This is a genomic window from Paenibacillus yanchengensis, from assembly GCF_042684845.1.
In the GTDB taxonomy this organism is placed as follows: Bacteria; Bacillota; Bacilli; order Paenibacillales; family Paenibacillaceae; genus Pristimantibacillus; species Pristimantibacillus yanchengensis.
Genome location: NZ_JBHUMH010000014.1, coordinates 126,169 through 152,273 on the forward strand (window position 1 = coordinate 126,169; position 26,105 = coordinate 152,273).

29 protein-coding genes are annotated in these 26,105 nt (G+C 38.5%); 14 read left to right on the forward strand and 15 right to left on the reverse strand.

Annotated elements, in window-relative coordinates; all coding sequences use genetic code 11:
- The first annotated feature begins 227 nt into the window (after positions 1–227).
- Both ACFSTH_RS06715 and ku read left to right on the forward strand, forming a co-directional pair.
- A complete protein-coding gene (locus ACFSTH_RS06715) occupies positions 228–575 on the forward strand; it encodes a hypothetical protein (protein WP_377770907.1) in 348 nt (115 codons plus the stop codon).
- A gap of 80 nt (positions 576–655) precedes the next feature.
- Positions 656–1,504, forward strand: a complete 849-nt coding sequence (ku, locus tag ACFSTH_RS06720) for a non-homologous end joining protein Ku (protein ID WP_377770909.1) — start codon at positions 656–658, stop codon at positions 1,502–1,504.
- A 752-nt stretch (positions 1,505–2,256) separates the two neighbouring features.
- On the opposite strand, the gene ACFSTH_RS06725 is transcribed toward ku, so the two are convergent.
- The 9 genes from ACFSTH_RS06725 to ACFSTH_RS06765 form a co-directional block, all read right to left on the reverse strand.
- A complete protein-coding gene (locus ACFSTH_RS06725; protein ID WP_377770911.1) occupies positions 2,257–3,243 on the reverse strand; it encodes a restriction endonuclease in 987 nt (328 codons plus the stop codon).
- A 571-nt stretch (positions 3,244–3,814) separates the two neighbouring features.
- Positions 3,815–4,027: a hypothetical protein gene (locus ACFSTH_RS06730; RefSeq protein WP_377770912.1), complete on the reverse strand. Its 213-nt coding sequence runs from the start codon at positions 4,025–4,027 to the stop codon at positions 3,815–3,817.
- A gap of 272 nt (positions 4,028–4,299) precedes the next feature.
- On the reverse strand, positions 4,300–4,515 hold the full coding sequence (locus ACFSTH_RS06735; RefSeq protein ID WP_377770914.1) for a CPCC family cysteine-rich protein: 216 nt from the start codon (positions 4,513–4,515) through the stop codon (positions 4,300–4,302).
- A gap of 68 nt (positions 4,516–4,583) precedes the next feature.
- Entirely contained in the window at positions 4,584–5,261 is a 678-nt protein-coding gene (locus ACFSTH_RS06740; protein ID WP_377770916.1) for a DUF4166 domain-containing protein, read from the reverse strand.
- Positions 5,261–6,172 carry a DoxX-like family protein gene (locus ACFSTH_RS06745; protein WP_377770918.1) on the reverse strand — a complete coding sequence of 304 codons (912 nt, stop codon included), beginning with the start codon at positions 6,170–6,172 and terminating at the stop codon, positions 5,261–5,263. Before ACFSTH_RS06745 ends, ACFSTH_RS06740 begins: the two co-directional genes overlap by 1 nt.
- A complete protein-coding gene (locus ACFSTH_RS06750; RefSeq protein WP_377770920.1) occupies positions 6,135–6,614 on the reverse strand; it encodes a thiol-disulfide oxidoreductase DCC family protein in 480 nt (159 codons plus the stop codon). Before ACFSTH_RS06750 ends, ACFSTH_RS06745 begins: the two co-directional genes overlap by 38 nt.
- A 107-nt stretch (positions 6,615–6,721) precedes the next feature.
- Positions 6,722–7,357 (reverse strand): response regulator, encoded by a 636-nt coding sequence (locus tag ACFSTH_RS06755; protein ID WP_377770922.1) that lies wholly within the window; start codon positions 7,355–7,357, stop codon positions 6,722–6,724.
- 1 nt (position 7,358) lies between these two features.
- On the reverse strand, positions 7,359–8,690 hold the full coding sequence (locus ACFSTH_RS06760) for a sensor histidine kinase (RefSeq protein WP_377770924.1): 1,332 nt from the start codon (positions 8,688–8,690) through the stop codon (positions 7,359–7,361).
- A 312-nt stretch (positions 8,691–9,002) separates the two neighbouring features.
- Positions 9,003–9,545, reverse strand: a complete 543-nt coding sequence (locus ACFSTH_RS06765) for an alpha/beta fold hydrolase (protein ID WP_377770926.1) — start codon at positions 9,543–9,545, stop codon at positions 9,003–9,005.
- A 62-nt stretch (positions 9,546–9,607) separates the two neighbouring features.
- On the opposite strand from ACFSTH_RS06765, the gene ACFSTH_RS06770 reads away from it, so the two are divergent.
- The 6 genes from ACFSTH_RS06770 to ACFSTH_RS06795 all read left to right on the forward strand — a co-directional run bounded on the left by ACFSTH_RS06770 (position 9,608) and on the right by ACFSTH_RS06795 (position 12,869).
- On the forward strand, positions 9,608–9,772 hold the full coding sequence (locus ACFSTH_RS06770; RefSeq protein ID WP_377770980.1) for a DUF1328 domain-containing protein: 165 nt from the start codon (positions 9,608–9,610) through the stop codon (positions 9,770–9,772).
- A gap of 57 nt (positions 9,773–9,829) precedes the next feature.
- Positions 9,830–10,231 (forward strand): general stress protein, encoded by a 402-nt coding sequence (locus ACFSTH_RS06775; RefSeq protein ID WP_377770928.1) that lies wholly within the window; start codon positions 9,830–9,832, stop codon positions 10,229–10,231.
- 98 nt (positions 10,232–10,329) lie between these two features.
- Positions 10,330–11,466 (forward strand): SpoIIE family protein phosphatase, encoded by a 1,137-nt coding sequence (locus ACFSTH_RS06780; RefSeq protein ID WP_377770930.1) that lies wholly within the window; start codon positions 10,330–10,332, stop codon positions 11,464–11,466.
- A gap of 105 nt (positions 11,467–11,571) precedes the next feature.
- Positions 11,572–12,060 carry a hypothetical protein gene (locus ACFSTH_RS06785; protein WP_377770932.1) on the forward strand — a complete coding sequence of 163 codons (489 nt, stop codon included), beginning with the start codon at positions 11,572–11,574 and terminating at the stop codon, positions 12,058–12,060.
- A gap of 54 nt (positions 12,061–12,114) precedes the next feature.
- Positions 12,115–12,441: an STAS domain-containing protein gene (locus ACFSTH_RS06790; protein WP_377770934.1), complete on the forward strand. Its 327-nt coding sequence runs from the start codon at positions 12,115–12,117 to the stop codon at positions 12,439–12,441.
- 2 nt (positions 12,442–12,443) lie between these two features.
- Positions 12,444–12,869 carry an ATP-binding protein gene (locus tag ACFSTH_RS06795; protein WP_377770936.1) on the forward strand — a complete coding sequence of 142 codons (426 nt, stop codon included), beginning with the start codon at positions 12,444–12,446 and terminating at the stop codon, positions 12,867–12,869.
- 84 nt (positions 12,870–12,953) lie between these two features.
- Here the strand turns inward: ACFSTH_RS06795 and ACFSTH_RS06800 are convergent, their stop codons facing one another.
- A complete protein-coding gene (locus ACFSTH_RS06800; protein WP_377770938.1) occupies positions 12,954–13,796 on the reverse strand; it encodes a CheR family methyltransferase in 843 nt (280 codons plus the stop codon).
- Positions 13,781–16,534 (reverse strand): response regulator, encoded by a 2,754-nt coding sequence (locus ACFSTH_RS06805; protein ID WP_377770940.1) that lies wholly within the window; start codon positions 16,532–16,534, stop codon positions 13,781–13,783. Before ACFSTH_RS06805 ends, ACFSTH_RS06800 begins: the two co-directional genes overlap by 16 nt.
- A gap of 156 nt (positions 16,535–16,690) precedes the next feature.
- Here ACFSTH_RS06805 and ACFSTH_RS06810 point away from each other — a divergent pair, with 156 nt between their 5' ends.
- The 3 genes from ACFSTH_RS06810 to ACFSTH_RS06820 are packed head-to-tail and all read left to right on the forward strand — an operon-like array spanning position 16,691 to position 18,361.
- The gene (locus tag ACFSTH_RS06810) at positions 16,691–17,122 is read left to right on the forward strand and encodes a DUF948 domain-containing protein (protein WP_377770942.1); all 432 of its coding nucleotides are present in this window, start codon (positions 16,691–16,693) and stop codon (positions 17,120–17,122) included.
- Positions 17,123–17,138: 16 nt separating this feature from the next.
- Positions 17,139–17,591 (forward strand): anti-sigma B factor RsbW, encoded by a 453-nt coding sequence (gene rsbW / locus ACFSTH_RS06815; protein WP_377770944.1) that lies wholly within the window; start codon positions 17,139–17,141, stop codon positions 17,589–17,591.
- Positions 17,588–18,361 (forward strand): sigma-70 family RNA polymerase sigma factor, encoded by a 774-nt coding sequence (locus tag ACFSTH_RS06820; RefSeq protein ID WP_377770946.1) that lies wholly within the window; start codon positions 17,588–17,590, stop codon positions 18,359–18,361. The genes rsbW and ACFSTH_RS06820 overlap by 4 nt, the downstream gene beginning before the upstream one ends.
- Before the next feature lie 240 nt (positions 18,362–18,601).
- On the opposite strand, the gene ACFSTH_RS06825 is transcribed toward ACFSTH_RS06820, so the two are convergent.
- Complete coding sequence (locus ACFSTH_RS06825; protein ID WP_377770948.1) at positions 18,602–18,922, reverse strand: YtxH domain-containing protein; 321 nt, start codon at positions 18,920–18,922, stop codon at positions 18,602–18,604.
- Between the two features lie 210 nt (positions 18,923–19,132).
- Between ACFSTH_RS06825 and ACFSTH_RS06830 the strand changes: the two genes are divergently transcribed.
- Together ACFSTH_RS06830 and ACFSTH_RS06835 are read left to right on the forward strand one after the other, a co-directional pair.
- Positions 19,133–19,429, forward strand: coding sequence for a hypothetical protein (locus tag ACFSTH_RS06830; RefSeq protein WP_377770950.1), 297 nt, complete (start codon positions 19,133–19,135; stop codon positions 19,427–19,429).
- Positions 19,430–19,687: 258 nt separating this feature from the next.
- Positions 19,688–20,887, forward strand: a complete 1,200-nt coding sequence (locus ACFSTH_RS06835) for an MFS transporter (RefSeq protein WP_377770952.1) — start codon at positions 19,688–19,690, stop codon at positions 20,885–20,887.
- A 433-nt stretch (positions 20,888–21,320) separates the two neighbouring features.
- Here ACFSTH_RS06835 and ACFSTH_RS06840 read toward each other — a convergent pair whose 3' ends face one another.
- The 3 genes from ACFSTH_RS06840 to ACFSTH_RS06850 form a co-directional block, all read right to left on the reverse strand.
- Positions 21,321–23,285, reverse strand: coding sequence for an ABC1 kinase family protein (locus ACFSTH_RS06840; protein ID WP_377770954.1), 1,965 nt, complete (start codon positions 23,283–23,285; stop codon positions 21,321–21,323).
- A gap of 198 nt (positions 23,286–23,483) precedes the next feature.
- The gene (locus tag ACFSTH_RS06845) at positions 23,484–24,563 is read right to left on the reverse strand and encodes an MFS transporter (RefSeq protein WP_377770956.1); all 1,080 of its coding nucleotides are present in this window, start codon (positions 24,561–24,563) and stop codon (positions 23,484–23,486) included.
- A 216-nt stretch (positions 24,564–24,779) separates the two neighbouring features.
- Positions 24,780–25,091: a winged helix-turn-helix transcriptional regulator gene (locus tag ACFSTH_RS06850; protein WP_377770982.1), complete on the reverse strand. Its 312-nt coding sequence runs from the start codon at positions 25,089–25,091 to the stop codon at positions 24,780–24,782.
- Positions 25,092–25,285: 194 nt separating this feature from the next.
- On the opposite strand from ACFSTH_RS06850, the gene ACFSTH_RS06855 reads away from it, so the two are divergent.
- The gene (locus ACFSTH_RS06855; RefSeq protein WP_377770958.1) at positions 25,286–25,909 is read left to right on the forward strand and encodes a flavin reductase family protein; all 624 of its coding nucleotides are present in this window, start codon (positions 25,286–25,288) and stop codon (positions 25,907–25,909) included.
- The last annotated feature ends 196 nt before the right edge of the window (positions 25,910–26,105 follow it).

The following is a 26,105-nucleotide window of genomic DNA, read 5'->3' on the forward strand; positions in this document are numbered from 1 at the left end:
TATAAGAGTAACATAACAATAATAAACGTTTCTGTTACTGTCGTTACAAATATATAGTGAAGAAAGATATGTCTTTTGAATTGCATTAATAATGTTAAATATGGAAAATTAGCGTAGTAGATTAAAACTCATATGATAAATTAACGCTCTATCCATACGAGGATACCAGTATTTATTTTTAGGATATAATAAGTATATTTGGTAAATTAGTATGAGGGGAGAAATTTATGAATATGAAAAAAAGAAGAACTATCAAAATAATCCTAACAGGACTGTTTATAGTTTTCATCATTTTGTTAATGACTACACCGACACATGAAAAATTTGATAAATGGATTGCAAAAGAATACAGAATTAATTGTGAGTATGATTATAAATTAGGAAATGTATGCTATAGAGATGGAGAAAAAATAGACTTCAGATCTTCCCATTTTAGAAATACTGGAATGTACGCTGCATACGAAATAGATTATAAATATGAAAGTGGGCAAATAGAAACTTTTAGGACATTAGGTGTTTTAGGCACACTGTTTAAAATGAAAGATGGCTATTTATGGCGTTTAGTGAATATTTGAAATCACAACTTCCTTATTTTCGAAATGTATAACTATACGTCTTTATGTTCATCTTATAGAAAAAGAATGAGGTGAATAATATGCATACGGTTTGGAAAGGCGCTATTAGCTTTGGACTTGTCCATGTACCGGTTAAGATGCACGCTGCTACAGAAGATAAAGATATACACTTTCGGCAATTACACAAAGAATGCAATATGCCAATTAGTTATGATAAAAAGTGTAACCATTGTAATAAAGATATTGGTCCTGAGGATATTATTAAAGGGTTTGAATATGACAAAGATAAATTTGTAATAGTCAACGAAGCAGAATTAGATGCTATAAAGCCTGAATCAGCGAGAACAATTAAAATATTAGACTTTATTGATCTTCAAGAAATAGATCCTGTTTACTATGTAAAACACTACTACTTATCTCCCGACATGGCGGGCGTTGGCGCGTATACATTATTAATGGAAGCAATTAAACAAACAGGAAAAATAGGGATCGCCAAAATTAACATTCGAGGAAAGAGCAGCTTGGCTGCGATCAGAGTCGTGGAAAATTGCCTGTGCCTTGAAACGATGAATTTTCCAGATGAAATTAGAGATATAGGTCAAGTACCGAATTTGCCGCAAAATGTAGTCATTAATGACAAAGAACTTGAGATGGCCAAAATGCTCGTTGAGCAACTTAGCGAGCCGTTCGATGCCAGCAAATATACGGATGAGTACCGTATTGCACTTCTCAAACTTATTGAGGATAAAATTGCTGGCGAAAATCCAGATATAGTAACTGCTCCTGCAGCTACCGGTCCAACCAAAGTAATCGATCTGATGGCAGCATTACAAGCGTCATTGCAAGCAGTGCAGTCTCCAACGGATCCGGGAGATAAAAAACCGAAAACACGTAAATCAACCAAAAAGACAGCTAAGGGAACAGCATGATTCCATCAACGTGTATGATTCTCCCTAACGTACCGATGGCACCTATAACTTCTCCTGTTATTCCGGAGGGTTCAGAATGGGGCTATCAAATAAAATGGGACGGTGTTCGCACCCTGGCACCTCTGGATGGTCAGGGTGGCGTGGAGATCTTCGGAAAGCGAATTGAACCTCGGAACATTATTTCCGGAGATTGTCGAGCTTCTGAAACCTTTACGAGTTGGCCCATGCCTTCTTGATGGCGAAATTGCATATTTTGACGATGAACTCAAACTTCCAACGAGCCAAACTTGGAGTAAGAAAACGATCTGGCGATGAAGGAAAAGGGCTAATTTTTGTTATGTTCGACATATTATATCAAAGAGGTTGGATGCTCCATATACTGAGGGAAAAAATCATAAGGGCTGTTACAAGAAGCGGAAAGAAGTTCGGCTCGCAGTAGATGTCGTCGGATTAAAATGAAGGATGGTCAAGTCTCTAGTTTGGTTCTGAGGTACAAGGATAGATATATAGGACATTTGTCTGGGCTCGATCAAAAATCGAAACAGTCTTTTACGACAGCTGAAATTGCTTGGTTTTGGGGAATAATAACGCAATGGGTTACTTTTCTACTTTTAATAACTGCTTAACAAAAACTCATTCATAAAATTGAAGTATTCGAGGGCGGAAAGATAAAAATACACTTTAATCTTTCCCATCCTCTTCCCTCAAGTTAGGTACGTTCTTACTAATATATCGCTAGAAATACAAATCAACTACATCGATCGTGTCACCCTACATTTAGGAAATGTAGAGCAACCATAAAACTGTTTTCCCTCCCGACTCTTTCTAAGCACCAGCTTTGCACCACATGAACAAACATCTTTAGTTGCTGCAGTCTGTAATTGAGCGGTCTGTATTTCCGCTCTAGCCAAGGATTCAGTAGATACTTTATTTTTTCTTTTATTAACATCTGGTTGCCATTTGCCCCAAGCTCTAAGCTTATGATCAAGTAATCCGCCATGCCAATACTCCACTTTGAATTGGTCTGCTTCTTTTTTAGCTGGTCCAGTCAAATCTGAAGTTGTAATAAGTAGACTAAGAATGCAGTCATGATTACGTTTTGCGCCAACCAATTCTCTCACAACAGATACACCGATCTTATTATGATCAGCATAGCACTTTGCCTGTATAGCTGTTTTTTCACCGCGCTGGTCTATAATGACCAAATCCACGCCGCCATCATTACCACCAACACCAACTTCTTCTACCTTATATCCCTGATCTCGAAAATAGAGCGCAAGAAGTCGCTCAAACTCCGCACCCGACAATTGATCGAATGAACTATTTAAAATCTCTTGATCTGATTTATTCTCTTTCCTTGGCATAATAGTTTTAGAAGTTTTAGATCTGCTAGATGATGATTTAGCGGTACGCTTTTTCGATTTTGGTTTTGGGTTGCTCAGCAAAAGTCCGATAATTACAGCAATCAAAACAAAAAATACGAAAAAAGCAATCACCATTTGCTGACCACTATATCTAGATACTAGCACCCTGACATCATCGAAACGTCCTGAAATAAAAATAATTAAATATATTAATCCGCCAGCACCTATTAGCTTAATTAATACTTCCGGTACCCAGCTAAAAATAAATCTATATAGTAGCAATCCAACTACAACATAAAGAATGCTACACATGATGATAAACACCAATGGACCTATAAAACTTTCACTCACAAACTGAGAAAGTTCACTATTCACGTTCTATATCCTCCTTGGGATCTGACTGATCCCTAATACTTTCGTAGCCAAATCAACATCATGATGATCAAGTTCAATCCGAACTGGGCCAAACCAACGTTGCTTGCACCAGTCACCCCTTCCTTCACTTATCCATAATAGGTAATTATTATAAATACTATCGTAGCATGATTAAGCAAATCTATGAAGTTATTCTTTCCTTTATATTTAAAAAGAACAGCCCGATTGCTTGGCTGCTCTTATAAAGACTGTAAATTATGTACGATAGATTCACTCCACGCTGGAAGATCATCTGTACGATATGTTATTGAACCGTTATCTCCACCTAGAATAATGACACCTTCTGTCTCGCTGTTATCTATAACAAGTAGATGGTCGATTACATGTAGATGAGCATGTAAGTTTTGAATGGAAGTATCCTGTCGTCTAATAATATTCTCGGTAGGTATATGATGTCCGCCAATTTCCTCGAACCGCTATAACACATGTTTCTTGCTATATCTCAGTATTATATATGAAAACATAATACACAATTAGTATTTGTCGATAATCGAGAGATAATCTCCAAAGCCTACTTACAAAACATTGTTATATCTTCTAAAGCTGAATAAGCATGTCCTCTAACAAATTCACTCTCATCTTGTAATGCATCATTAATAAGTGGGATAACTAGTTCCTTGTTAACTACTCCATGTATTCTAGCAATATGTCCAAAGCAAAGAACTGCTATCCCTCTTATATTTTCGTTTTTATGTTGACTATACCAAACCATCAGGTCTTGCACAAATTCTCCATCATCTGCATTTAATGTTATGGAAAGTAACCCTTTTACTATTGTTTCGGGGGAATCCGAATTAATTAAGTAGATAGCATCTTAATTTTTCTCTATGTTATTACTATAACGTTCTGTACTTTGATGAGTAATATCATCTAGTATCTTTTCGAAGGATTCTATTTCCATCCATACATGTTGAACGGTTTCATCACTAGCAGTCTTAAGTTTTTCAAATGCATGAATTAAACTTTTCTTTGCCTGTATCACTTTATCCGTTTGTTCTAAGATTGTTCGGCTATCTCTATACATGATGTAATGTCTTTTGAAGTTTCCCGAGCTTCTGTAAGCGAATAGTCCTGGTTGGGTCCGCCCCAAACTTGATCTGCATGAGGGTCATCTTGTCCATCATCTTCCCAATTACATAAACTACAAATTTCCCAATTCCGTCTTTCTTCAAGTGTCGGATAACCGCAACAGGGACAATTATGTCGCTTCATTTTTATCCCCCCCATCATTTCTATCCTTATTTATCTAATTTGTTTTTCAAAAAAAAAAATTAGTTCTTCTATTCCCTTCGTTCCTCACGAAGTGGCTTAATATCCAGTGGAATTACGGAAGACTTCATATTAACGAATTGCGTTTGAAAAGTACCTTGGTATCGAAATACTGATCCGATAAGCGGATTGTTAACTGCTACAGATATTTTATACCGTTCCTCCGAGTCATCGTACCATTCACATACATCGGCAATCCCAGTAAATAGCCGTGGGAAAGGAAATTGCAGCCATCCTTCATAGAAGCGCTGGTCCCGTGATCTGATTCGTATGCCTCCGTTTGGTTCTACAGAAATTGCGAGATCGACAGCCAAATGTTGTTTGTTGCCTAAGTAATCGACTATCCGTTCCCGTTCTTCGCTATATATCATGGTAGCATCGAAGCGTCTAATTTTATTCGGAAATTTAAATTGTCGATTCCAAGTAACGGTTTCTCGTCCGAACTGGTCCACATAAGCAAAGTTTTCGATCATAAATGGAATATTTGTACCACCTTGGGGAAACATGATATGTCTCTTCGTTCCTACATATAGAGGTAGTGTTACCCATTTGGAATACCAAATATGATCCATCATACCATAGCCGATTGAGGCGATCTGGTCTTGACTATTAAATCCAAATCGTTGACGGATGCGGGGATGAAGATTTAAGAAAGCATCACCTAATGCTTTTTCATAAATTGATCCCATTAAATACGCCTCCTTTTACGTATACATCGTTTTGCTTGGGGCAGTTCACGATTAGATAGCCTGGCTAACAGACAAAAGGCAATCATAGATCCGCTAAGCGTTAGTGGGTTAAATGGTTGTTTTAGCAATTCAGGAGTACCTATAAGAGCAACAACGGCTAGAAGCGTCAATAGTATGACTTGAGGCATATAAATCCATCTCTTCCGATGCCAAAGAATAGTAAGTAAACCGATACTTATTTCTGCTATCCCTAGACACCATAACAATTCGCTCTCCCAACCATGGAACAAGCTGATCTCTTGCATAATGGCAAGCTCCCCCGCTTCGGGGAACAATACTTTCGGCACCAATCCTTGATAAATCCACAGCAAGGAGATCATCAGCACACTTAAGTAATGTACCAAAGCCCGCTGCATACTAAGTGCCGGCTGAATTCCTTTTTCCAACCAAATTCGCAATACATCAAAGCTCCAAGCAGTAGCCATCCCGAACAACGGACGAAATAACACATAATCAAAACACTTGCCCAATAGACCAAATCGCGTCTCGTAATCGTACTGTGTGACAAAGGTGACACCGTTATCGTGAGGGGTATATTTCCAATAACCTCTTCCCTGTTTGATCAAAGAAATAATCTGCTCTGAGCTAAAAGACAAGGAAGAGAAGCGTTCCCCTTCTGCTGTACGAACTCCCCCTTTTGTTACTCCCGTACCTGCAATATTGAGACCGAATCCGATCCGCGTCCGGTACAGAAAATGTTGCTTATCGTCGTCCTTTTCCCGTGGCAAATATCTAATCTCAGAAAATCGCAAATCCCACTGTTCATGCAGTTCCGGTCTTTGTGTGTAATGCCAAAGCGTATCCATATCTGTATTAATATCTATCTCTACGTAAATCGGCTTCCTTCTCACTGGCAGTCACCTCATCTATATCATCTATTATTCGACTTCGCAGCTCCGCGGTTGGTAATAAACAAACTTCCGTTCTGCCGAACCAACGGTACCGACGGTTAGCGATCCAATCATATACTAGATTTCTTAAAAACAACGGGACCACGGAACAGCCATATAATAGCGGCCAAAGTCCTTTCAATTCTCGAAATACTCGCAATGAAGCGTCAGACTTCGTATAAAACATATTGCCCTGTACCATCACAAATGTATCTAAATCGTCAGTAGCTAATCCACCCTGCAACAGCAGACGTTGTCCCAGCTTAGACTGAATCGAGGCGAACCGGAATCGCTTAGCGCTGTCTCGCTTTATTACAAATCTAGTAATCGCATGACATAAATTGCAATGACCATCTATGAGCAGAATGATCGGCTCCACTTGTTTGCTTCCATCGTTGTTCATGTTTGATCCCTTCCCTTATTGCCATTATAAATAATCTCCCTCTTCTCGGTTAGTTCCAACTTTTATAGGCCCGCACGAAAAAAGGTACTACGCGATGTAGTACCTCTTTATTGATTCTTTTTGTTAACTAACCCTTTGCGTCTTACTTTTTCCACCGCTTCTTTACTACTTTTAACGCCTAGCTTCTTTAGCATCGTATTCACTTGATTTTTTAGCGTACTTTCGGCTTTGTACAATTTCTTTTTAATCTGAGACTGCGTGTAGCCTTCTTCTATCAGCTCGAATACTTCTCGCTCAGCGGTAGTGAGAGACTGCAACTGTTCTTCCCGTTTCAATCTAGAAAATTCTGTTAAGAGGGCTTCCATCGCTGAAGGATGATGATAGGCATTACGTATCGTGTAAGGGAGTTCTCTAAAATTCTCCTTCTCCACATATTGCATCGCTCCTGCCGTAAAGGCTTGTGTCATAACGTGAGGATCAATTAAAGAGGTGAGCATAATGATTTTTGCCGGATGAATGTCATGAATTTCAGCAGCTAGATAAATTCCTTCCAAGTTATTTTCAGATAGCTGAATATCCAGCAGCAACACATCAAACGCAACTGTCTTCGCCAATTCGATCGCCTCCGCCGCTCTCGTTGCAGCACCAACTATCAGCAGATCTTCTTCTTTATTCAAAAAAGCTGTCATCGCTTTAATCCAATCCGGATCATCTTCTATAAGCAACACTTTAATCTGACTCATCCTACTCACCCCTGTTCCATTGAAACACTTTTTTACGTGGAAAATAAAGCGTGATCAGCGTACCACTACCTTCTCTGCTCGCCACCTCCATCGATCCCCCACTCTTATTCATCACATTATGAGCATAGGAAAGTCCTAGACCGAAGTTTTGAGCATTATGTTTCGTACTATAAAATGGATCGACCACAAAGACAAGCTGATCTGCCGGAATCCCTTTCCCACTATCTTGGATCGATAAGTAAACACCTTTTTTCATTGTATCTAGACGAACTTCAATCATGCCTCCCTGAGACATCGCTTCTTGAGCGTTCTTCAGCAGATTTCCAATAACTTCTTTCAAATGAACAGCATCGCCTAAAATGATTGGCTTGCAGAAATAAGTTTTCTTGATACTAATTCCTTGGCTGTCAAATAATTGCTGATGTTGCATAAGACATTCGTCAACTAACACTTCCAGCTCGCACGGTTGCTCCCGCAAAACAATGTTCTGCGTCTGACTATGAATGCGGGTCACCATCGCCAACATATGATCGGATGCATTCGAAATAATCTGCAAATGCTGAGCGGACTCATCGGTTCTATCAGGTGCAATATGTTTTAAATTTTCGGTGCTGATCGCGATTTTGCCAATTTCATTTTTAATCGTATGGTTCAACAGCGTTACTCCAGTACTAACAACCTTCATCGTGCTCTCTAGCGGATCCCGCTCGAAGCGAAGCTTAACACCAAGCACACCGTAAACGAACGTACAAAGCAGCGCCACGATAAGTGAGTAAACAATAAACAGAGAGACATAACGAAAAAAGTCATATCCGGGCGCAATCACATTACCTATATTAATGAGTACAAGCACGGCAAGCAAAGTCGGTACAATAATTACCGTTGCGATAAATCGATTCCGTCTTCTTCGCCGATCTCGCTCCTTCCAGAGAGAGAAAAGTAGCAAATAGCAAGATAGCAAATAATAAGGAGCGACCCATACTAACAAAAACCTAAAATCGATTCTCAAATCTGAAGAAAATAAAGTCACTACTAGCATAACCACGACAGGAATGAGCAGCAACCATTTCAGATATAACCTAGTTCTACTGCGTGGAAACCGTTCTGAGTACACGATACTAAATATGAGCACGCCGTATGGGGTTAGCGTATGATTCAAAAATTGAACAGCCTGCGACCATCCCATCCATTCAAGATTTAGCAAAAAATCAGATAATCCACCTATAGAAGCACTACATAAGAAAAAAGCCGCCCAACGATTCGTTTCACTGCGAAAATTATTAAGCAATAAGATGATAGATGCAGTTAGCAATGCAAAAAAATAATAGAGCATAAAGCACCGTCCTATAAATATCTTTTCTATCCCTATCTTATCATAAAATACTTTTTCACTAGCACCGCAACCAACTCCATATGTGATGATGCATTCTCCATACAGATGTGAGGGAAATGCTTTGTGATGCGTGCCTCTGTCCACGACTAAATAAAAAACAGCCCCTTTCATGGGGCTGTCAGATCTTTTCATAATATGCTATGCTCGAAGTTTCTTTTTCTCATATAGGATTGTCAAGTAATTATTCATGACACGAGATAGCTGATTAGGTACTTCAATTAAGCTCATATGTGCAACATTTTCAAATGTATTTTACAAAATATGTGGGTAATGAAATGTTGAATACGTTAATTCTTCTGGTGCAACTGAAAAAGTTTCAGTCGGCGATACAATCTGATCCTCAGCCCCGGCAACTAATAAAATAGGGTATGACGCATTAGCCAAAACATGGCTTCGGTTTGGTCGCAGCTGCATCCCCTCAAGAATTCCTCTCATTCCTTCTGCATTCATTCGCAAGCCCACCTCAATAAGAGTGGATATTTCCGTTTTCATTTTCTCCATATTAGACGCTGCAAACAGCTTTGGTATAAGCTTTCTAACATAGCTCTGTGTTCCTCGAACCGAAATTGCGTCTATATCTTGACGTCGTTTCTGTTTCTTTTCTTCTGTGTCTGGTAATGCAGTGGAGAGAATAAGGCCTAATCCCAGCAGCTTATGTTCATACTTTTCGGCAAATGCCAGTGCAACATATCCACCTAAGGAATGACCAAATATAACTATATTATCTATATTTAACTTTTCTATTAACTTATCGTCATTTTGAAACGTTACAAATTCAAACTGTTTCAAATTCATATAATCTGGTTATTACATAGCAAGCCAATCATTCACGCCAACATGAAAAAGAGGTGATTATGATGTTAGGATGGACATTTCTATTTTTCTTACTAGCGGTTTTCTCAGCTATCTTTGGTTTTTTAGGAATCGCATCTGCTCTAGCTGGAATCGCCAAAGTTTTATTCGTTCTTTTTATCATTTTATTTATTGCTTCCCTTATTCTAGGTAGAATACGGAAAGTTTAGCCAATCATTTGTTTACAGCAAAAAAAATCATTTCATTAAATTTGAGGAGGAATAACAATGGAGCATGTAAATAACTTATCAACGACAAAAGTACGTATTGTGGACAGCATTACAGAGGTTCAGGAGCAAGTACGATTATTTCAAAATGAGGGATACTTAAATGAAAATATCTTCGTACTCACTCATGATAAAGACAGAACCTCTCGTATTGCAGATAAGACAGATGCAGCTACAATCGGAATATCTGAAGAAGGTCTGGGCACAGCCATTGCTAATATATTCCGCTCAACTGGTAATGAGCTTCGTGCAAAAATGAGATCACTCGGTATTTCTAAAATCGAAGCTGAACGTTTGGAAGCCGAGATGGACCTAGATAAGGTGCTAGTTATTGCGTGGAGTGGAACAGAGTACTTCGGTGAAGAGTATGACCCTGCTATTTACTATTATCCCTATTTCTAAATTTTGTACTTCTCACCATACTGAAAAGACCTACCCTCAAGGGTAGGTCTTTCGAGTATGGTATAGTAATATAAAATCTTATGGAAGGAGGCTAAGCAATGAGTATCCTAATTGTCGATGACAATGCTGCCAATCAGCTTATTATTAAAACTATATTAAATAAAGCAGGTTATGTGAATTTAAAATTTGCCTCCTCTGCCCAGGAATTATTTGATATATTAGGAGTTCATTCTGCCATAATGAAGGAACGAGAAGCTGAGCTCATTCTGATGGATATGATGATGCCTGTTATTGACGGGCTAGAAGCCTGTAAAGTTTTACAAAAAGATGAACGTTTCAAGGATATCCCGATTATATTCGTAACGGCAGTCGGCGATTCCAATAAAATGGCTGAAGCGCTTGATGCAGGTGCCAGTGATTATGTGATGAAGCCAATAAATCGCATGGAACTGCTGGCACGAATTCGTTCCGCTCTAAGGCTGAAAAAGGAAATCGATTGGCATAAAGAACGTGATCAACGAGTGAAAAATGAACTAGAACTGGCGAAACAAGTGCAGCTTAGTGTACTTAGTAAAGAAATTGATGACGATAACATCGAAATTCGAGCTGTTTATCAGCCGTCTTCTGTGCTTGCAGGCGATTTCTATGGATGGTACCAGATCGACAAGCATCGTTATAGTATCATTTTGTTAGATATGATGGGTCATGGTATCTCCGCATCTTTAGTTTGTATGTATATTTCATCAATGCTAAGAGATACGATTACCCGTATTTCCGATATGGAGCAGGCCATCCTTGAGCTAAATCGTTATATGAATCAGCTGCATATTGAGGATGAATTTATTAATTACTATTTTACCGCTATTTATATGGTGATCGATACTGAGCACAAAACAATGGAATATGTGAATGCAGGTCATCCGACAGGCATTGTATATGTGGACGACAAAATTGAATTGCTAGAACATTGTTGTGGAGCAATCGGATTGTTTCACACTTTAAAAGTAAATAAAAAAATTTTACATTACAAAAAAGATATGAACATTATTTTATTTACAGATGGGCTCACCGATTCATTAAATAACGGCGCCGAAGTTCCAATTGAACAGCTTCTTGCGTCACTGGATGATAAACATAATTTAGAGCCCGCTGCCATTATTCAGCAGTTGCTGCCACAACACAATCAAACTAATCAAAACGATGATATTTGCCTAGTTAAGATAACATGTAAGTAGACTAATATACTGTCCTGCACAATACTATTCCTTTTATGTTTCAAACCAGTTTATTTGGTTTATATATGAGTAGTGAATGAATATTGTATCAGGAGGTAAAATGATATGAAAATTGTCTTAGTAGTCAGTTATCTATTAGGTAGTTTGTTACTTCCAAATCCGTTTGCAGACGAAGAAAGTACGATTTCTGTTATTCATGCTGCCCCAGAGAAGATACATTTAAATTCAGTTAATGGCATTTCACTTGATGATGATATGGAAACAGTAGTCGAAAAAAAGGGAACTCCGCAACGAATAACTGTTGATCGCTATTTTGCAGAATTTCAGATCTATGAATATGCAGATATGAACATTATTTTTAGAGATAATGTCATGGATAGCATCGAATTTGACAAAGAAAAATCTTTTCTATATTTAGATGAAAGTAAAATTCCTGTATCGATACAGACTATAAGAGCGGCACTTGGCGAGCCGGACTTTATTGCTGAAGATGGTCTGGTTTTTCAGCGGAATGAAGCAGTATTAAAGCTTTTTATTAACCCAGACAACGGAGATTTGGATTTTATATCTTATTATCATATTAATTCTGAGTAAGAATGACGTTCTCTGCAAACTGTATTTTAAATAATAATGACCGGGGTGAATCTAATGTCTGTCAATCCATTTCAGATTAAGCAAGAGGAAAATAATGAGGCATATGTTTTATATCTAAGCGGAGATTTGGATCTTGCAGTTGTACAGCAATTTCGGGCAGTACTCGATCCTGTAATCAAACGAACTGAAAAAGCATTAATTTTGAATTTAAAGAACTTGAGTTATATCGATAGCACTGGAATCGGGATCATTGTCTCCATCCTAAAAATTCGTGATGGAATACATGCGCCTTTTATAGTCCAAGATATCCCACCACCCATAAAACGTCTATTTGATTTGACTGGTATTTCTGGATATTTAACAGAAGGGATCGAAGCTTAACCATGAAAGAGATTCGTTTGCAAATTCCAGCCCATGCTGATTATATCGATGTTGTTCGTTTATGTCTCTATGGCGTTGCTACAAAATCAGGCTTTTCTTATGAGGAAATTGAGGATATGAAAGTCGCTGTTTCGGAGGCCTGCAACAATGCTGTCCTGCACGGTTCTTCAGTAGGTACGGACAACAGTATTGATATCTGTTTCCAACCTGAAGAGTCCAACCTGACGATCCGAGTTAAAAATAAAGGCCCGACGTTTGAATATACAGAGGTGCTGGAAAAAGCTGCGCCTCTTGGGGCAGCAGATATTAGCGAATTGCCAGTCGGCGGTTTGGGCATCTATCTGATGCAAGCTCTAATGGATGAAGTTAGCGTTGAAACGATTGATCAGTGGACGGAGGTCATTTTAACGAAAAATAAGACTGCATAACTGTTGTAATGTTGCGTTCTAATCATAATGAAGAAGGAGCCGGTGAAGCGATTGCTTTCATGGCTCCTTCTCGCTTGTGATCATCTATTGACGTTTGCGAAAAATTCTTTGACAAGGTACAACTTCATCATACTGTGCTTTATTAGCAGAAATAATAGATTCCATATTACCTAATGCTAAAAAACCGTCTGTTGTTAAACTTTCATGAAATAAATGATAGGCACGATGTTGTAAAACAGGATCAAAATAGATTAATACATTTCTACATAAAATAAGATGAAACTCATTAAATGAACTGTCTGTTGCTAAGTTATGCTGCGCAAACACTATATTCTTTGCTATATCTGGCTTAAAATTGGCATACTTATGATCTGTTATATAATATGTTGAGAACTCTTGTTGCCCTCCAGCCAGCAAATAGTTTTTCGTAAAAGCTTGCATCCGCTTCAAGGGGAATTTACCCGCTTTCGCATGTTCAATTGCATGCTCATTCATATCCGTTGCATATATTTTTGTTTTTTCAAGCAGTCGCTCTTCCTGTAACAGGATGGCCATAGAGTAAACTTCTTCTCCTGTCGAGCATCCAGCATGCCATATTCTAATTTCAGGTAAATGCCTAATGATCGGAATAACCTTCTCCCGTAACGCTAAGAAAAACTCCGGATCCCGATACATTTCTGTTACACGAATAGAGAAGTCATTTAATAAAGTAGTTATAAAATCTGGTTCGTGCAGCACCTTTTCAAGCAATGCGGTTATGTTTGACAGCCCCTCGGCATGCATTCGATTTATAATTCTTCTGCGGATAGAGGATCGCAAGTAATGACGAAAATCAAAACCATATGCGCGATATATACCTTCCAGCAATAAAGTAATTTCGATATCTTCCCTTTGACTATTCAATACTTCACCTACTTTGTAAGCCATACTCGCATCAAGGATAATAATTGATCCAACTGGATAGGCTTGCTGATATAGTCAGAAGCCCCTGCTGCTAAACAACGATCACGATCACTCTTCATCGCCTTTGCAGTAAGCGCAATAATCGGCATATCCTGCATAGCAGGGTTATCTCGTATCGCCTTGATCGCTTCAAATCCATCCATAAGCGGCATCATAATATCCATCAGGATAAGATCAAAGTTGGCATCGTTCTGTAATATTTCCATACAATGATAACCATTCCCCGCTACGGTTACTTGTACACCTTCTTTTTCAAGTGCTTTGACTAACGCGTATACATTGCGGGCATCATCCTCAACAAGCAATACTTTTTTATTTTCAAATAACGTGTTCGTATAATTATTAAAGAAAATACTGCCTTTTTCTTTCTGATTCTCACAACTGTTATGATTGTCTATAACAACAACTTGAGACTCTGTTGCAACAGCTACCTCTACATGCCCCTTCATCAGCCTTTCTGCTTTCGCTTCATCTAGATTGGGCAAGTAAAGGGTGAAGATGCTTCCTATTGCCTCCTCGCTTTCCAGCGTGATTTTACCGCCAAGTAATTTGGCAAATTCACTGCATATCGAAAGTCCAAGACCTGTTCCTCCATACTCACGGTTGGTCTCGCCATCTGCTTGTTGAAAAGCTTCAAATATCAATTGCTGCTTATCAAGAGGAATGCCAATACCTGTATCACGCACTGATATGGCCAGTACCTGTTCATGGCTGTACATCGGTAAGATTTTTTCAACAGCAGCTTGATCAGCGAGCTTCAACGACAGCTCTACATAGCCTTCTTTTATAAACTTAAATGCATTAGATAACAAGTTTTTCATAATTTGCTGTAGTCGCTGACCATCCGTATGCCACGTTAACGGAAGCTTTTCACTCATCTCCACCTTAAACGCAATCCCGGTCTTCTCAGCGATAGGATCAAAGGCATGACGCATTAACTCTGGTATTTCCGTTACATTCACTTCATCAATCGTTAATATCATTTTACCTGCTTCAATTTTAGATAAATCCAAAATATCTTCTATCAGCTTCAGCAAATCTTGTCCCGACGAATGAATAACCTTTGCATAACCTGTCTCATCTTCATTTAAAGTAAGGTTTTCATTATCAGCGAGCATCTGAGAGAGAATTAAAATACTGTTCAATGGTGTTCTTAGTTCATGTGACATATTAGCTAAAAAATTAGTTTTATATTGCGAGCTTTTTCTAAGCTGTTCTGCATAATTTTCTAGTTCCTCTTTGATCTTTTCTAATTCCCTTGTTTTCTGCTCAGCTATCAAATTCTGCTCTTCTAGATGTTCCGTCGTCATGCGCATTTCTTCTTGCTGCATCTGCAGCTCCTCCGACTGCGATTGTAATTCTTCCGTTTGCGATTGGAGTTCCTCTGTCATCACTTGGGATTCACGTAGCAGTCGTTCGACTTCCATCCTGCCGCCTACATTATTAACCGCAATGCCAAAATCATCTTCAATAGCTTCCAATAGTTTCAAATGCTGTGAAGTAAATGATTCTAGCGAAGCAAACTCTACAACTGCCTCTACTTTATTTTCATATTCAATAGGTAATACGAGAATACTTTGTGGCTGTATTTGCCCGATAGCAGATGTAATCATTGCTGGATGGTCCTGAAGACCATTCAATAGAAAAATACGCTTCTCAAGGGCACATTGGCCAATTAACCCTTCTCCCATATTAAAAGATGTTTTTCCAAACGGTTCAGTCTGTCCGGCGTAGGAAGCAATATTCACGAATTGTGACTGCTTATTCGTATCCTTTCGTATATAAAATACACCATACGACGCATTAATCATTGGAGCAACTTTGGAGAGAAAGGTTTCCCCTAACTGAGTAAGATCATTAATCCCTTGCCCCATTGTGGCAACCTCCGCCACCTTTGTTTGAATCCAGTTTTTCATTTCCAGGCTGGAAAGCAACTCATTGGTTGCCTCAACTAAATCCTTAATTTCATCTCTCGTATTCACTTTAATTCTAGTAGTCAGATCACCCTCAGCAGAAGAAATATCTGTAATCGTTTTGACAACTTGCTTGATCGTTTTAACAATGGAACCTGATACGAAGCTAACAATGATAAAAGCGACAACCGTCACGATAAGCAACATGACAAAAATACCTATTATCAATAATCTATTTCTGTTTTCAAGTTCGCTGACATACGCCTTTGTAGCCTGTATCTCCTTGGCATGCAAGGATTCAAACTTCCCTTGTAAATCGTCTATATTTTGTTTACTTGCTTCACTACTATAAAAATCTTCTAACTCCGCCAGCTTATTTTTTTGCTTTAATGCGATAGCAGGTTCAGCCGTATAATCAATCCAGCTTTGAATGTATACCCTAATTTCCTCCAGCTCACTTTTCGTATTCAAATCATCAGAAAGATACGAATACAAACTATTATATTTCGCTTCCCACTGTGATTTCCCACTTTTGTATGGTTCAAGATAAGCCTCATCACCTGTTAATAGAAACCCGCGCTGCCCTGTTTCCATACTTAATGCAGCATTCCGAATGGAAGCAATGAGATTATGAATTTCGATATCACTAGTTGTAATATTTTGCACCTCTTTTTGCAGTGCGGAAATTCTATCTGTTGCAATAACAATCGATATGCTTAAACAGCAAATGACGAGGATATACCCTATAGCAATTTTCATTCTAATACTAAATCTCTTATTTGCCGGCATGATAGTCTCCTCTCACTCCTTATCCAATCACTAGATTAGTCTAATTATAACATTATGATATATGTTCATGCATAAAAGGAATTTATTTCTCTCTAAACTGCAATGTTTCAAAATCATTAATAGAGGGTAAGTATTCTAAAAGAGGATGTGATCATTGTGGAGCTTTTTATGCAAATAGGCATTGTCATTATCGCCATTGGATCTATTATTTTAATATACTCCATTGTACAAACGATGAAAGTACTCAGGGCAGCAATAGAAGAAATGCAACTTATGATTGGACAAGTTCGGGTGGATGTCTCTCATATTTCTGATGATATAAAAAAGGCGGTTCACAATACAAACGAAATGACTATAGATGTCAAATCGAAATTAAGCTCCTTAGACAGCGTGTTTGATGCAGCCAATGATATTGGACAAACTGTCCAGGCTTTTACAGGTATCGCCAAGCAATCGGCTACACAGCTTGCTGTAACAATCGAGGAGCAACAGCATCCAGTTAAACAAAGCGAAAAGCAACTGACTAGTGCAATTGTTGATGGCGTTATGTCTACATTACGGATTTGGAAAAAAGTAAAGGGTATTTAGACTATACTAGAGGGGAATGAGTGCTTTGAATGAAACTAAAATTTATCTAACTATACCTGCCGATGCAGCATATATAGATATCGTCAGGCTTACTTTATATGGAGTTGCTAGCAAGGCTGGATTTTCATACGAGGAAATGGAAGATATGAAAGTAGCTGTATCTGAAGCATGTACGAATGCCGTGCTCCACGCTTATAATGATTGTCATAACGGTATTATTGATATTTCGTTTACATTAGAGGATAATAGCATGCATATATCCATTAAAGACTACGGTAGCAGTTTTAAATACGAACAAAATGTAGTATCGACCGCTGCCCATCATGACAAACCGTTAGAGGAAATCGCTGCTGGAGGTTTAGGTATCTTTATGATGCAAGCTTTAATGGATAGCGTTAAAGTCTGCTCTGACTTGGGAACAGAGATCATCTTAATAAAACGAATGGGCGGAAATGAGGACAGCATATGAATAACAACTCCTCCAATTCTAATGAAGAACAGACAATGAAATGGATAAAAATGTATCAAAACAATGAATGTAATGAGATTGCTACCAAGCTGCTACTTCATTACAAGCCTCTTATTCGAATAGCAGCTGTTAATATGTCGCGCAGCAGACCTGATTTATATGAAGATTTATTTCAAGTCGCTCAGCTGTCCATGCTGAAATTATTTAAACAATATGACTTTGACCGGGCTATTCCATTTGAAGGCTACGCGATGAAAAGTTTAGTCGGTTATTTAAAAAACTACTTGCGTGATAAATCCTGGTACATTCAAGTACCGCGAAGAATAAAAGAAAAAGGCTTATTAATACGTAAAGCTATAGAGGAATTGACGAAAAAACTTCACCGCTCACCAAGTATTGATGAAATTGCAGCGCATATGGAATTGTCTGAGGAAGAAACTATCGAGATTTTATCCTCCAATGATTCCTATCAATATGTTTCTCTAGATACTCCGCTTTCGGCCGAAAGTGAAAGCGCATCTATTGGAGATATGATAAGTTCGGAAGTTGACGACTATAAGACACTTGAGCAGCGACTCGATCTAGCAGAAGCAATGACTAACCTAAAAGAAGAAGAACGTCTTGTCCTGGAGCTTATCTATCAAAGCGAACAATCACAACGTAATATTGCTGAGCATTTAGGTATTTCACAGATGAGCGTATCCCGCATCCAAAGACGGGCGATCCAGAAGCTACAAAAAATATTAGCGGATAACCCGTTACATGAATAAGAAGGCCGAACGGTTTGTTTCTATTGACGCGATAGGTAGCCGTTGATTGTTCATTGAGATAACAATCAACGGCTTTTTGGGGTTCAAAACGAAGACTAGCGGAAAATGGTCGAAACTAGATATACAAACTGCCGTTAGTCATCCAATGGGTAAATTCGTTATACATGCAAAATAAAACGGAGCTGCAACTAGTGCAGCTCCGCATCTAACCTTTATATACTCTCAATAACCAAAAGATTATTATTTATCAGTAGCCAGCTTATCCTTCATATCCTCGGCTGATGAGGATATGGTTTCTTTAATATTTTGATTAGACTCTTTGGCATGTTTAGCAAGACTTGCTGCTTCTTCCTTTACAGTACCAACTACTTCCTTTGTTGTATCTCCAGCGCTTGTTACTAAGTTTTTCGTTTTATTGCACAGAGTTTGATAATTATTCGAGAGATCCTCCCGCATCTCGGCACCTGACTTAGGAGCAAGTAATAGCGCAGCAATGACTCCTGCTGTACCTCCTATCAACGTGCCTAGTAATAGTCCGCTACTTTTCGTTTCATTTGCCATTTGAAATCTCTCCTTTATGTTTTATTGTATTTATACTAAATGGATTATGAATCAACCTTCTTACTATACATTAACCACTTAATAGAACGTTGAAACATGTTTTCACTATAAAAATAATTTGTTTCAAACAAGGGCGAGAGGGTTAATAATAGGCAAGTGATATTACAACAATGTAGTTCACTAATCTATCATTGAAAGGATGGACTAAAAATGAAAACAGTGATTGATTTACACCGCACTCATGACGAGGTTATGGAAACAGGAAGCTATGTATGTGAAGTTGGAGAAAAACGCCAATTGCAACGAGGCGACACCTTTCCGCCATGTCCACAAACAGGCAGGGACACCACGTGGCGCCATACAAAACATAAACATCAAACAGGTGACAAAGTAACCGAAGCTGGTCAATATATCAATGATGATGGCGAAAAGATACAGCTAAATATTGGAGACAAGTTTCCATCCTGCCCTAGAACCGGAAGTAACACTAGCTGGATGCATGCATAAACTTATTTAATTGCAAGAAAATCAAATCTTTCCGCATCCATTTCATAATTAACAATTTCTTTTATTTATAAGCAAATTCAAACATTGGCATTCCGAATTATGCTATTATCCAAACCAATGCCAAACATCCCCTCGCATGTACTCTGCGAGGGGATGTTTTCGAGTTATCCTACCGGAAAAATGTGGTACGCAACATGACGAAACCTATTATTTGTAGTACAATCCAATACATAACTCTAGTAAAGAAGGCCCTAATGTATGCTACTATTCAAAAAACGAGAGTATGATCCGTACTTACAATTGAAATTATTCAATTTATTTATGTTCGGTTCCTGGTCACTGCTTAATCCGTTCCTGCCTATTTATTTTCAGAACATCGGATTTACCAATCTTCAAATCGGGCTATTAATGTCCATGGGTCCCATGATCTCGATTGTCGCAAACCCATTCTGGGGCTACTGGAGCGACAGGACGCAAAATACACGGCTTATTTTGCTCATTATGTTAACTGGAAACATTATTTTGAGCCAAATCTATTTCCAATTGAGCGATTTTGTGTTGATTTTAATTGTGATGATCATTTTTTATTCATTCCAAACCGCACTAAATCCGCTGACGAGCAGTCTTATTTTCCAAACAATCCAAGGAACTCCTTATTCTTTCGGCACATTTAGGTTATGGGGTTCACTCGGCTTCGCCATCATCATCTTAATTGCCAGCCCAGTCATCCAATGGTTAGGTGTAGAAAATTTGGGGTATCTATACGGTGTTTTTGTTTTAATTACGTTATTACTTGGCTTCAAACTTCCGAAGAAAAGAAAACAGATATCTGCTAAAAAAGGAATCGGCAAAGATATGTTCTCTTTGCTAACGCAGCCAGTCTTTATTTTATTCCTAATCTTTGTCGTGCTGCTCTCGATTCCCAATGCCATGAATAGCACCTTCATCGCCGTATTCATTACCGAGCTCGGCGGCAGCGAAGTATCTATCGGTTGGTCATGGTTTATTGCTGCTATTATCGAAATACCAATCTTCCTACTGCTCGATCGTTATTTGCAAACATCGGCACGGATCATGTTCGGCTTGATGGTTGTTGTTGGTTTACTATACACGTTGCGCTGGATTCTGATGGCAATCAGCACAGCACCAATTCATATTATGTTCATACAAGTCTTTCACAGTTTTACATTCGGAATTACCATGTACACGGTCACACAGCTATGTAACTACTTAGTTCCCAAACATCTACGTACCTCTGGGCAAGCACTCAATGGCTTATTTATGGCAGGAATCTCTGGCATGGTAGGCGGTCTACTTGGTGGGCAGCTATTCGATCACTTTAACGCTCCTACTATGTATTTCACAGGTGTCGGTCTGTCTATCGTTGCAACCATTGGATTTTTAGGTTTGTGGATCTGGTTCACTACGCATCGCGATTTGGATCGTGAAGCAGAGTAGTCTTACGAAGTTTACTTGAAGGTGGCTAAAAAAGAATAAAAGTTGAAAGGTGCGTATTATGAGGAATAATACAACAAATGAACAGTACTGTGCTGGATTGTTCCAGAGCTAGTTCATCAAACCTCTCGCTCGTCTCGCTATAGTCCGTTCTGTTTGCTAAAGAAGAATTTTAACGCTATATCACCGATTTCAACACTTTAAAAAATGCAAGGAAGATATTTATGCTTGTTAATACGAACTGAGCTTCAAAACAGCTACTTTCAAGCAAATAGCGTGGAATATCTTCCTTAGGTTTTGACCTGATTTCAGCAAATTAGCATTATATTTCTTCCTTACACAATGGCTAAACTAAATCTAACATCATGAAACATTGGAGACGCAGGATATTGCTGAAATAGACTGTTTATTCATCGTTTCTGAGCAGCCTGAAGATTTATACTTTAGCTTTTAACTGCTTCATCACGGACATCAGAAGGATCATCACACCTACTCCAAAGCCTGACATAGATAAAGGAGCAAGTAAGAAACTCATTATTTCACCTTGCACAAAAAAGCTAGTAAGCATAACTACCATACATATCACAGTAAATATACTGACCGTTACAATCTTCATGAAATCAGGAAAATTATCATTTTCTTCGCGAGCAATGGTAATTTTATTGTCTTTTAGAATAGGTAGCTCTAGTAATTTTGGGATATAATCCTCTAATCGTCCTTTAATGTCACTCAGACGCTCCTTAGCCAATTGTCCTTTATCGATATGATTTGCATAGGATTGACTCGCTTTTGATAAGGAGTATGCTTCATCTACCGATGATAACGTCCCATCTATCGTAATGATTGCCCTAAACGCACCAGCAACCGTCGGTTTTAAAGATAGCCCCATCTCGGTAACCATCGACATCAGTCGTTTCATCATTACACTCGTAGGATCATGTGAAAAAGAAGCTTCTGTTATCAGTCTACTTAAACGTCTTTCTATCAGATCTTCATCAAGTAAATGTCCTTCCTCACAAACTTTTTTCAAGCCATTCGCCATCTCTTTCGTATCATTACTGCTGTAACCGATCAAGAAACCTAACATACCGCTTCGTTCCTCATCTGTTAAATAACCAACGGAACCAAAGTCAATGAGCGCAACTTCTCCATCCGTGGTCATCATGATATTGCCAGGATGTGGGTCTGCATGGAATATCCCGATCAGCAATATTTGATCTAAAAATGCATGGATGATCATCTCTGAAACGTCACTTGTTACTTGTTTAGTAAACCGTTCCCCCTCAATATACTCCATCGTTAATATTTGTTTAGTCGAATACTCCGAGTAAATGTTAGGCACTCTTATTTGAATATTATGTTCCGCAAATGCTCTTCTTAACATATTCGTATTCAACGCTTCCATATCAAAATCAGTTTCTTCGATCAGATTATCTTTAAAGCCGATTGCTAGTTGCACTAAACCGAGTCTTTTCATTTTGGAAGAACGATCTGATAGCCATGTTACAAATTGAATTAATAAATCCAAATCCACTGTCATCTTTTGCTTCACATCAGGTCTTAAAATCTTAACGACCACTTTCTCTCCGTTTGACTTCAGTTTCGCTAGGTGAACTTGTCCGATAGAAGCTGCTGCGATCGGTTGCATATCAAAAGATGCATACGTTTCATCCAGATTGCCAATTTTGCTAGCTATGATTTTTTTCAGCTCAGCTTGACTGAGCGGTTTTACTTGATCATGTAAATTAGAAAACGCTTCGATGTAATGACTAGGTAGAATATCTTTTTTAGTCGATAATACCTGCCCAAACTTAACAAAAACTCCTCCCATATCATCCAATATTGCAGCAATAATATGTGGTAATTTCGCATGATCTTGCTGAATCAAATGGTGCAAACCTTTCCGTGAAGCAATCCAGAACAAACGAATCATCCGCCCAAAACCGCGAATTTTATTCGCCATATATAGAAGCGGGTTAGCAGTTTGTAATATTTTAAAATTAAACAGACAAAGGAGCATATACGCATAGCAAGCGATGAAAATAATTAATAGCGGGTAATAAATAAACATCACTCTAAAAATCTCAGAATCAGACGGATTAGAAATCTGGTTAAAGTATGTAAAAGATAGTACCAGTGTCACAGTGGATGTACTAAATAATATAGCTATAATTAGCTTGAGCTGTTCATTTTTAAACGTCTTAATGTTTCCTACTACAAAATACAAAATAAAAGCAACCACAATAATACTGCTCAAATAAAATTGTTCCAACACTTGAATCAGCAAACTAACTGCAAGCGCACTGACTAACGGTACAATGACTTTATGCTTCATATTAAATAGAAAAGCAAGCAACATAAACACAATGAAGCTCACAAACCATACAATAAAAAAGAACATACTTCGTCTCCTCTGCTACACCATGGCGTTAAGATTGATCACGAATAGATAGCTGCTAATAGCTTCATACTACCCATTTGTAAAGTGTATTTTGATCCATATAACTTACTATAACACACTCGGCTTTGATGCAGAAATTACAGGATTGATGTGATGCCAAGCCTTTAGAAAGTTGTTTTGGTACAGTGATAAGCGGTTCTAATTTACAATATAATTACGTTTTAACAAGCGATGACCAAGCCAAACCAAAAAGGCTATTAATGCCATACTTCCACCGACAGCGCATACACCAGACCATCCCCAATAACTCCAAGCAACTGCACCACAAGCTGAACCTATCGAACCCCCTAGAAATGAACTAACCATATACACTGTATTAAGTCTGCTTCCCGCTTCAGGCAACAAACTGTAAATTCGAGCTTGATTGGATACATGAACACCTTGATAGCCTAAATCTAAAAGTACGACCCCGATAATTAATCCCCAAAGCCAAGTTCCTAACTGCCAAAATGTCAAATAAGAGAGCAAGACGATCACACTCATGACTCCAATCATCCGTTTGGGGCTGACACGATCAGTCAAACGTCCAATCACAGTGGCCGTAGCAGCACCAACTACCCCGATCAGTCCGAACAATCCGATGAAAGTGCTACCATACTGGTAACTTGGTCCTTCCAAAAAAAAGGTCAGCGAAGTCCAAAATGCACTGAACGATCCGAATATAAAAGCTCCAATAAGTGCCGATTCTCGGAGTGTACGCTCTTTGAAAATCAACTGACCAATAGAACGAAGCAACTCCATGTACGATAACTTCAACTTCGGCTGACTAACAGGCAGATATCGATGTAAAATAAAAGCTAACACAAACATCATAGAAGCTGCGAACCCGAACATAACCCGCCAGTTATACAGTTCTCCGACAAAACCAGCGACAGTCCGTGCCAGTAGAATGCCGCTCAGGAGACCGCTCATCACACTCCCAATCGTTTTACCTCGTTGCTGAGGGGGAGCCAACTCTGCTGCCAATGGTACGATGATTTGCGGCGTTACTGTCGTAATCCCAACGATAAAACTAGCAGCATACACCCATTTTAGACTTTTCGCAACAGCCAAAAATATCAGTGCTACACCGACCGCCAGCAGAAGTATCGTAATCAACTTCCTCTTCTCGTAAATATCCCCAAGCCGGATAAATATAAAAATAGCAAGCCCACATGACACCGCCATGAGGAGGACAAGCGCCGAGGAGAGCTGTTTCATCTGTCCTGAATGTGGCATGAGTTCCATCTCCTTTTCATCCACGTCTTTGTAAAACAAGTCATGAATCTACCACATCTCAAGCGAATGCTGAAGTAAATCTTTAAGAATATCATCTAGAAGACCAAAATATTCAATGATAGTGGCATTAAGATACATTACAATACTTTTGAGTTCTTCTGTTACAACTCTTTTCTCACCAACATCCCCACACACTCTACATGAGTAGCATTCCATTCATATTTGATTGGCTACGCCCCATTTGCACATTTCCTCTAATATTGGCATTAAACTTTTTCCTTTTTGCGTTAAAGAGTATTCCACTTTTGGAGGAATTTGAGGGTATTCTTTTCTATGAATAATTCCAGATTTCTCTAGTTGGCTTAACTGAGAACTTAACATTTTGTGAGTGATAGCAGGAATTTTCCGCTTTAGCTCTCCATAACGCAAAATCGTATCAGAAGATAGTTCATACATGATTTTCATTTTCCACTTGCCGCCGATTAACGATAATGTGAAGTCAAATGGTCTTTGTTTGTTGTATCCCATAATATTATTATTTAATTCCGGCAATACCATTACTCTCCTTCAAGTAAGTATCTGACAAAAAAGTGCATACTAGTTTTATTTGTATTCGAGTTTATAATTTGAGATGGATTTATAAGTATTTCAGAAGACTATAATAGTACTATTATAGAATCGACTTATGACTTAATCAATTATAGTTGAAAGGGGGGAAATCGTTGTCTAAGGAACGGAAACTCACATTTAATACAATTGATTTGAGCGAGGATGAGATGTATAAATTGTTAACTGGCTCTGTGATTCCCAGACCGATTGCATGGGTTTCATCAATAAGTAAGGATGGTATTATAAATTTAGCACCATTCAGCTTTTTTACTGTAGCTTCTAGAAATCCGCCTACACTTTTAATCTCTATAGGACCAGGTGTTAATGAACGAATGGGAAGCATTAAGGATACGTTAACTAATATTCGTGAATTGAAGGAATATATAATTAATGTGGTACCGGAGTCGCTTGGGGAAGCGATGTATCGTTCGTCGGCTAATGTAGAACCAGGGAAAAATGAGTTTGAGCTTGCAGAAGTGACTGTCCAGAATGGTAAACTTTTGAATGTGCCAGCAGTGCTAGAAGCGCCGATCTCTATAGAACTTAAACTAGACCAGATCATTCCTGTCGGTGTAGATCATCTAGTACTTGGAAAAGTTGAATGCGTCCAAATAGATGAAGCAATCTATGCAGGAAACTATAAAATAGCTATTGATAAGTTGAAGCCACTTGCTAGTTTGGCAGGAGACTTTGCCGGACTAACGCCTTCATTTGCATATAAATTGAAAGGTACTTAAATCATTTTGCTAGCTGAGATAGTTCTATTCTGTATGACTAAAACTTAAAGAAAGCCTAAGCGTCTGACAGTGATATGCTCCCATCATAGTAGACAGTAGAAAAAACAAAAACTACTACTACTAATGATGGGAGTTTTTCTAATGTCTAAAAGAAGTTCTATTTCTGTGGAAGTAAAACTACACGTGGTACAGCGAT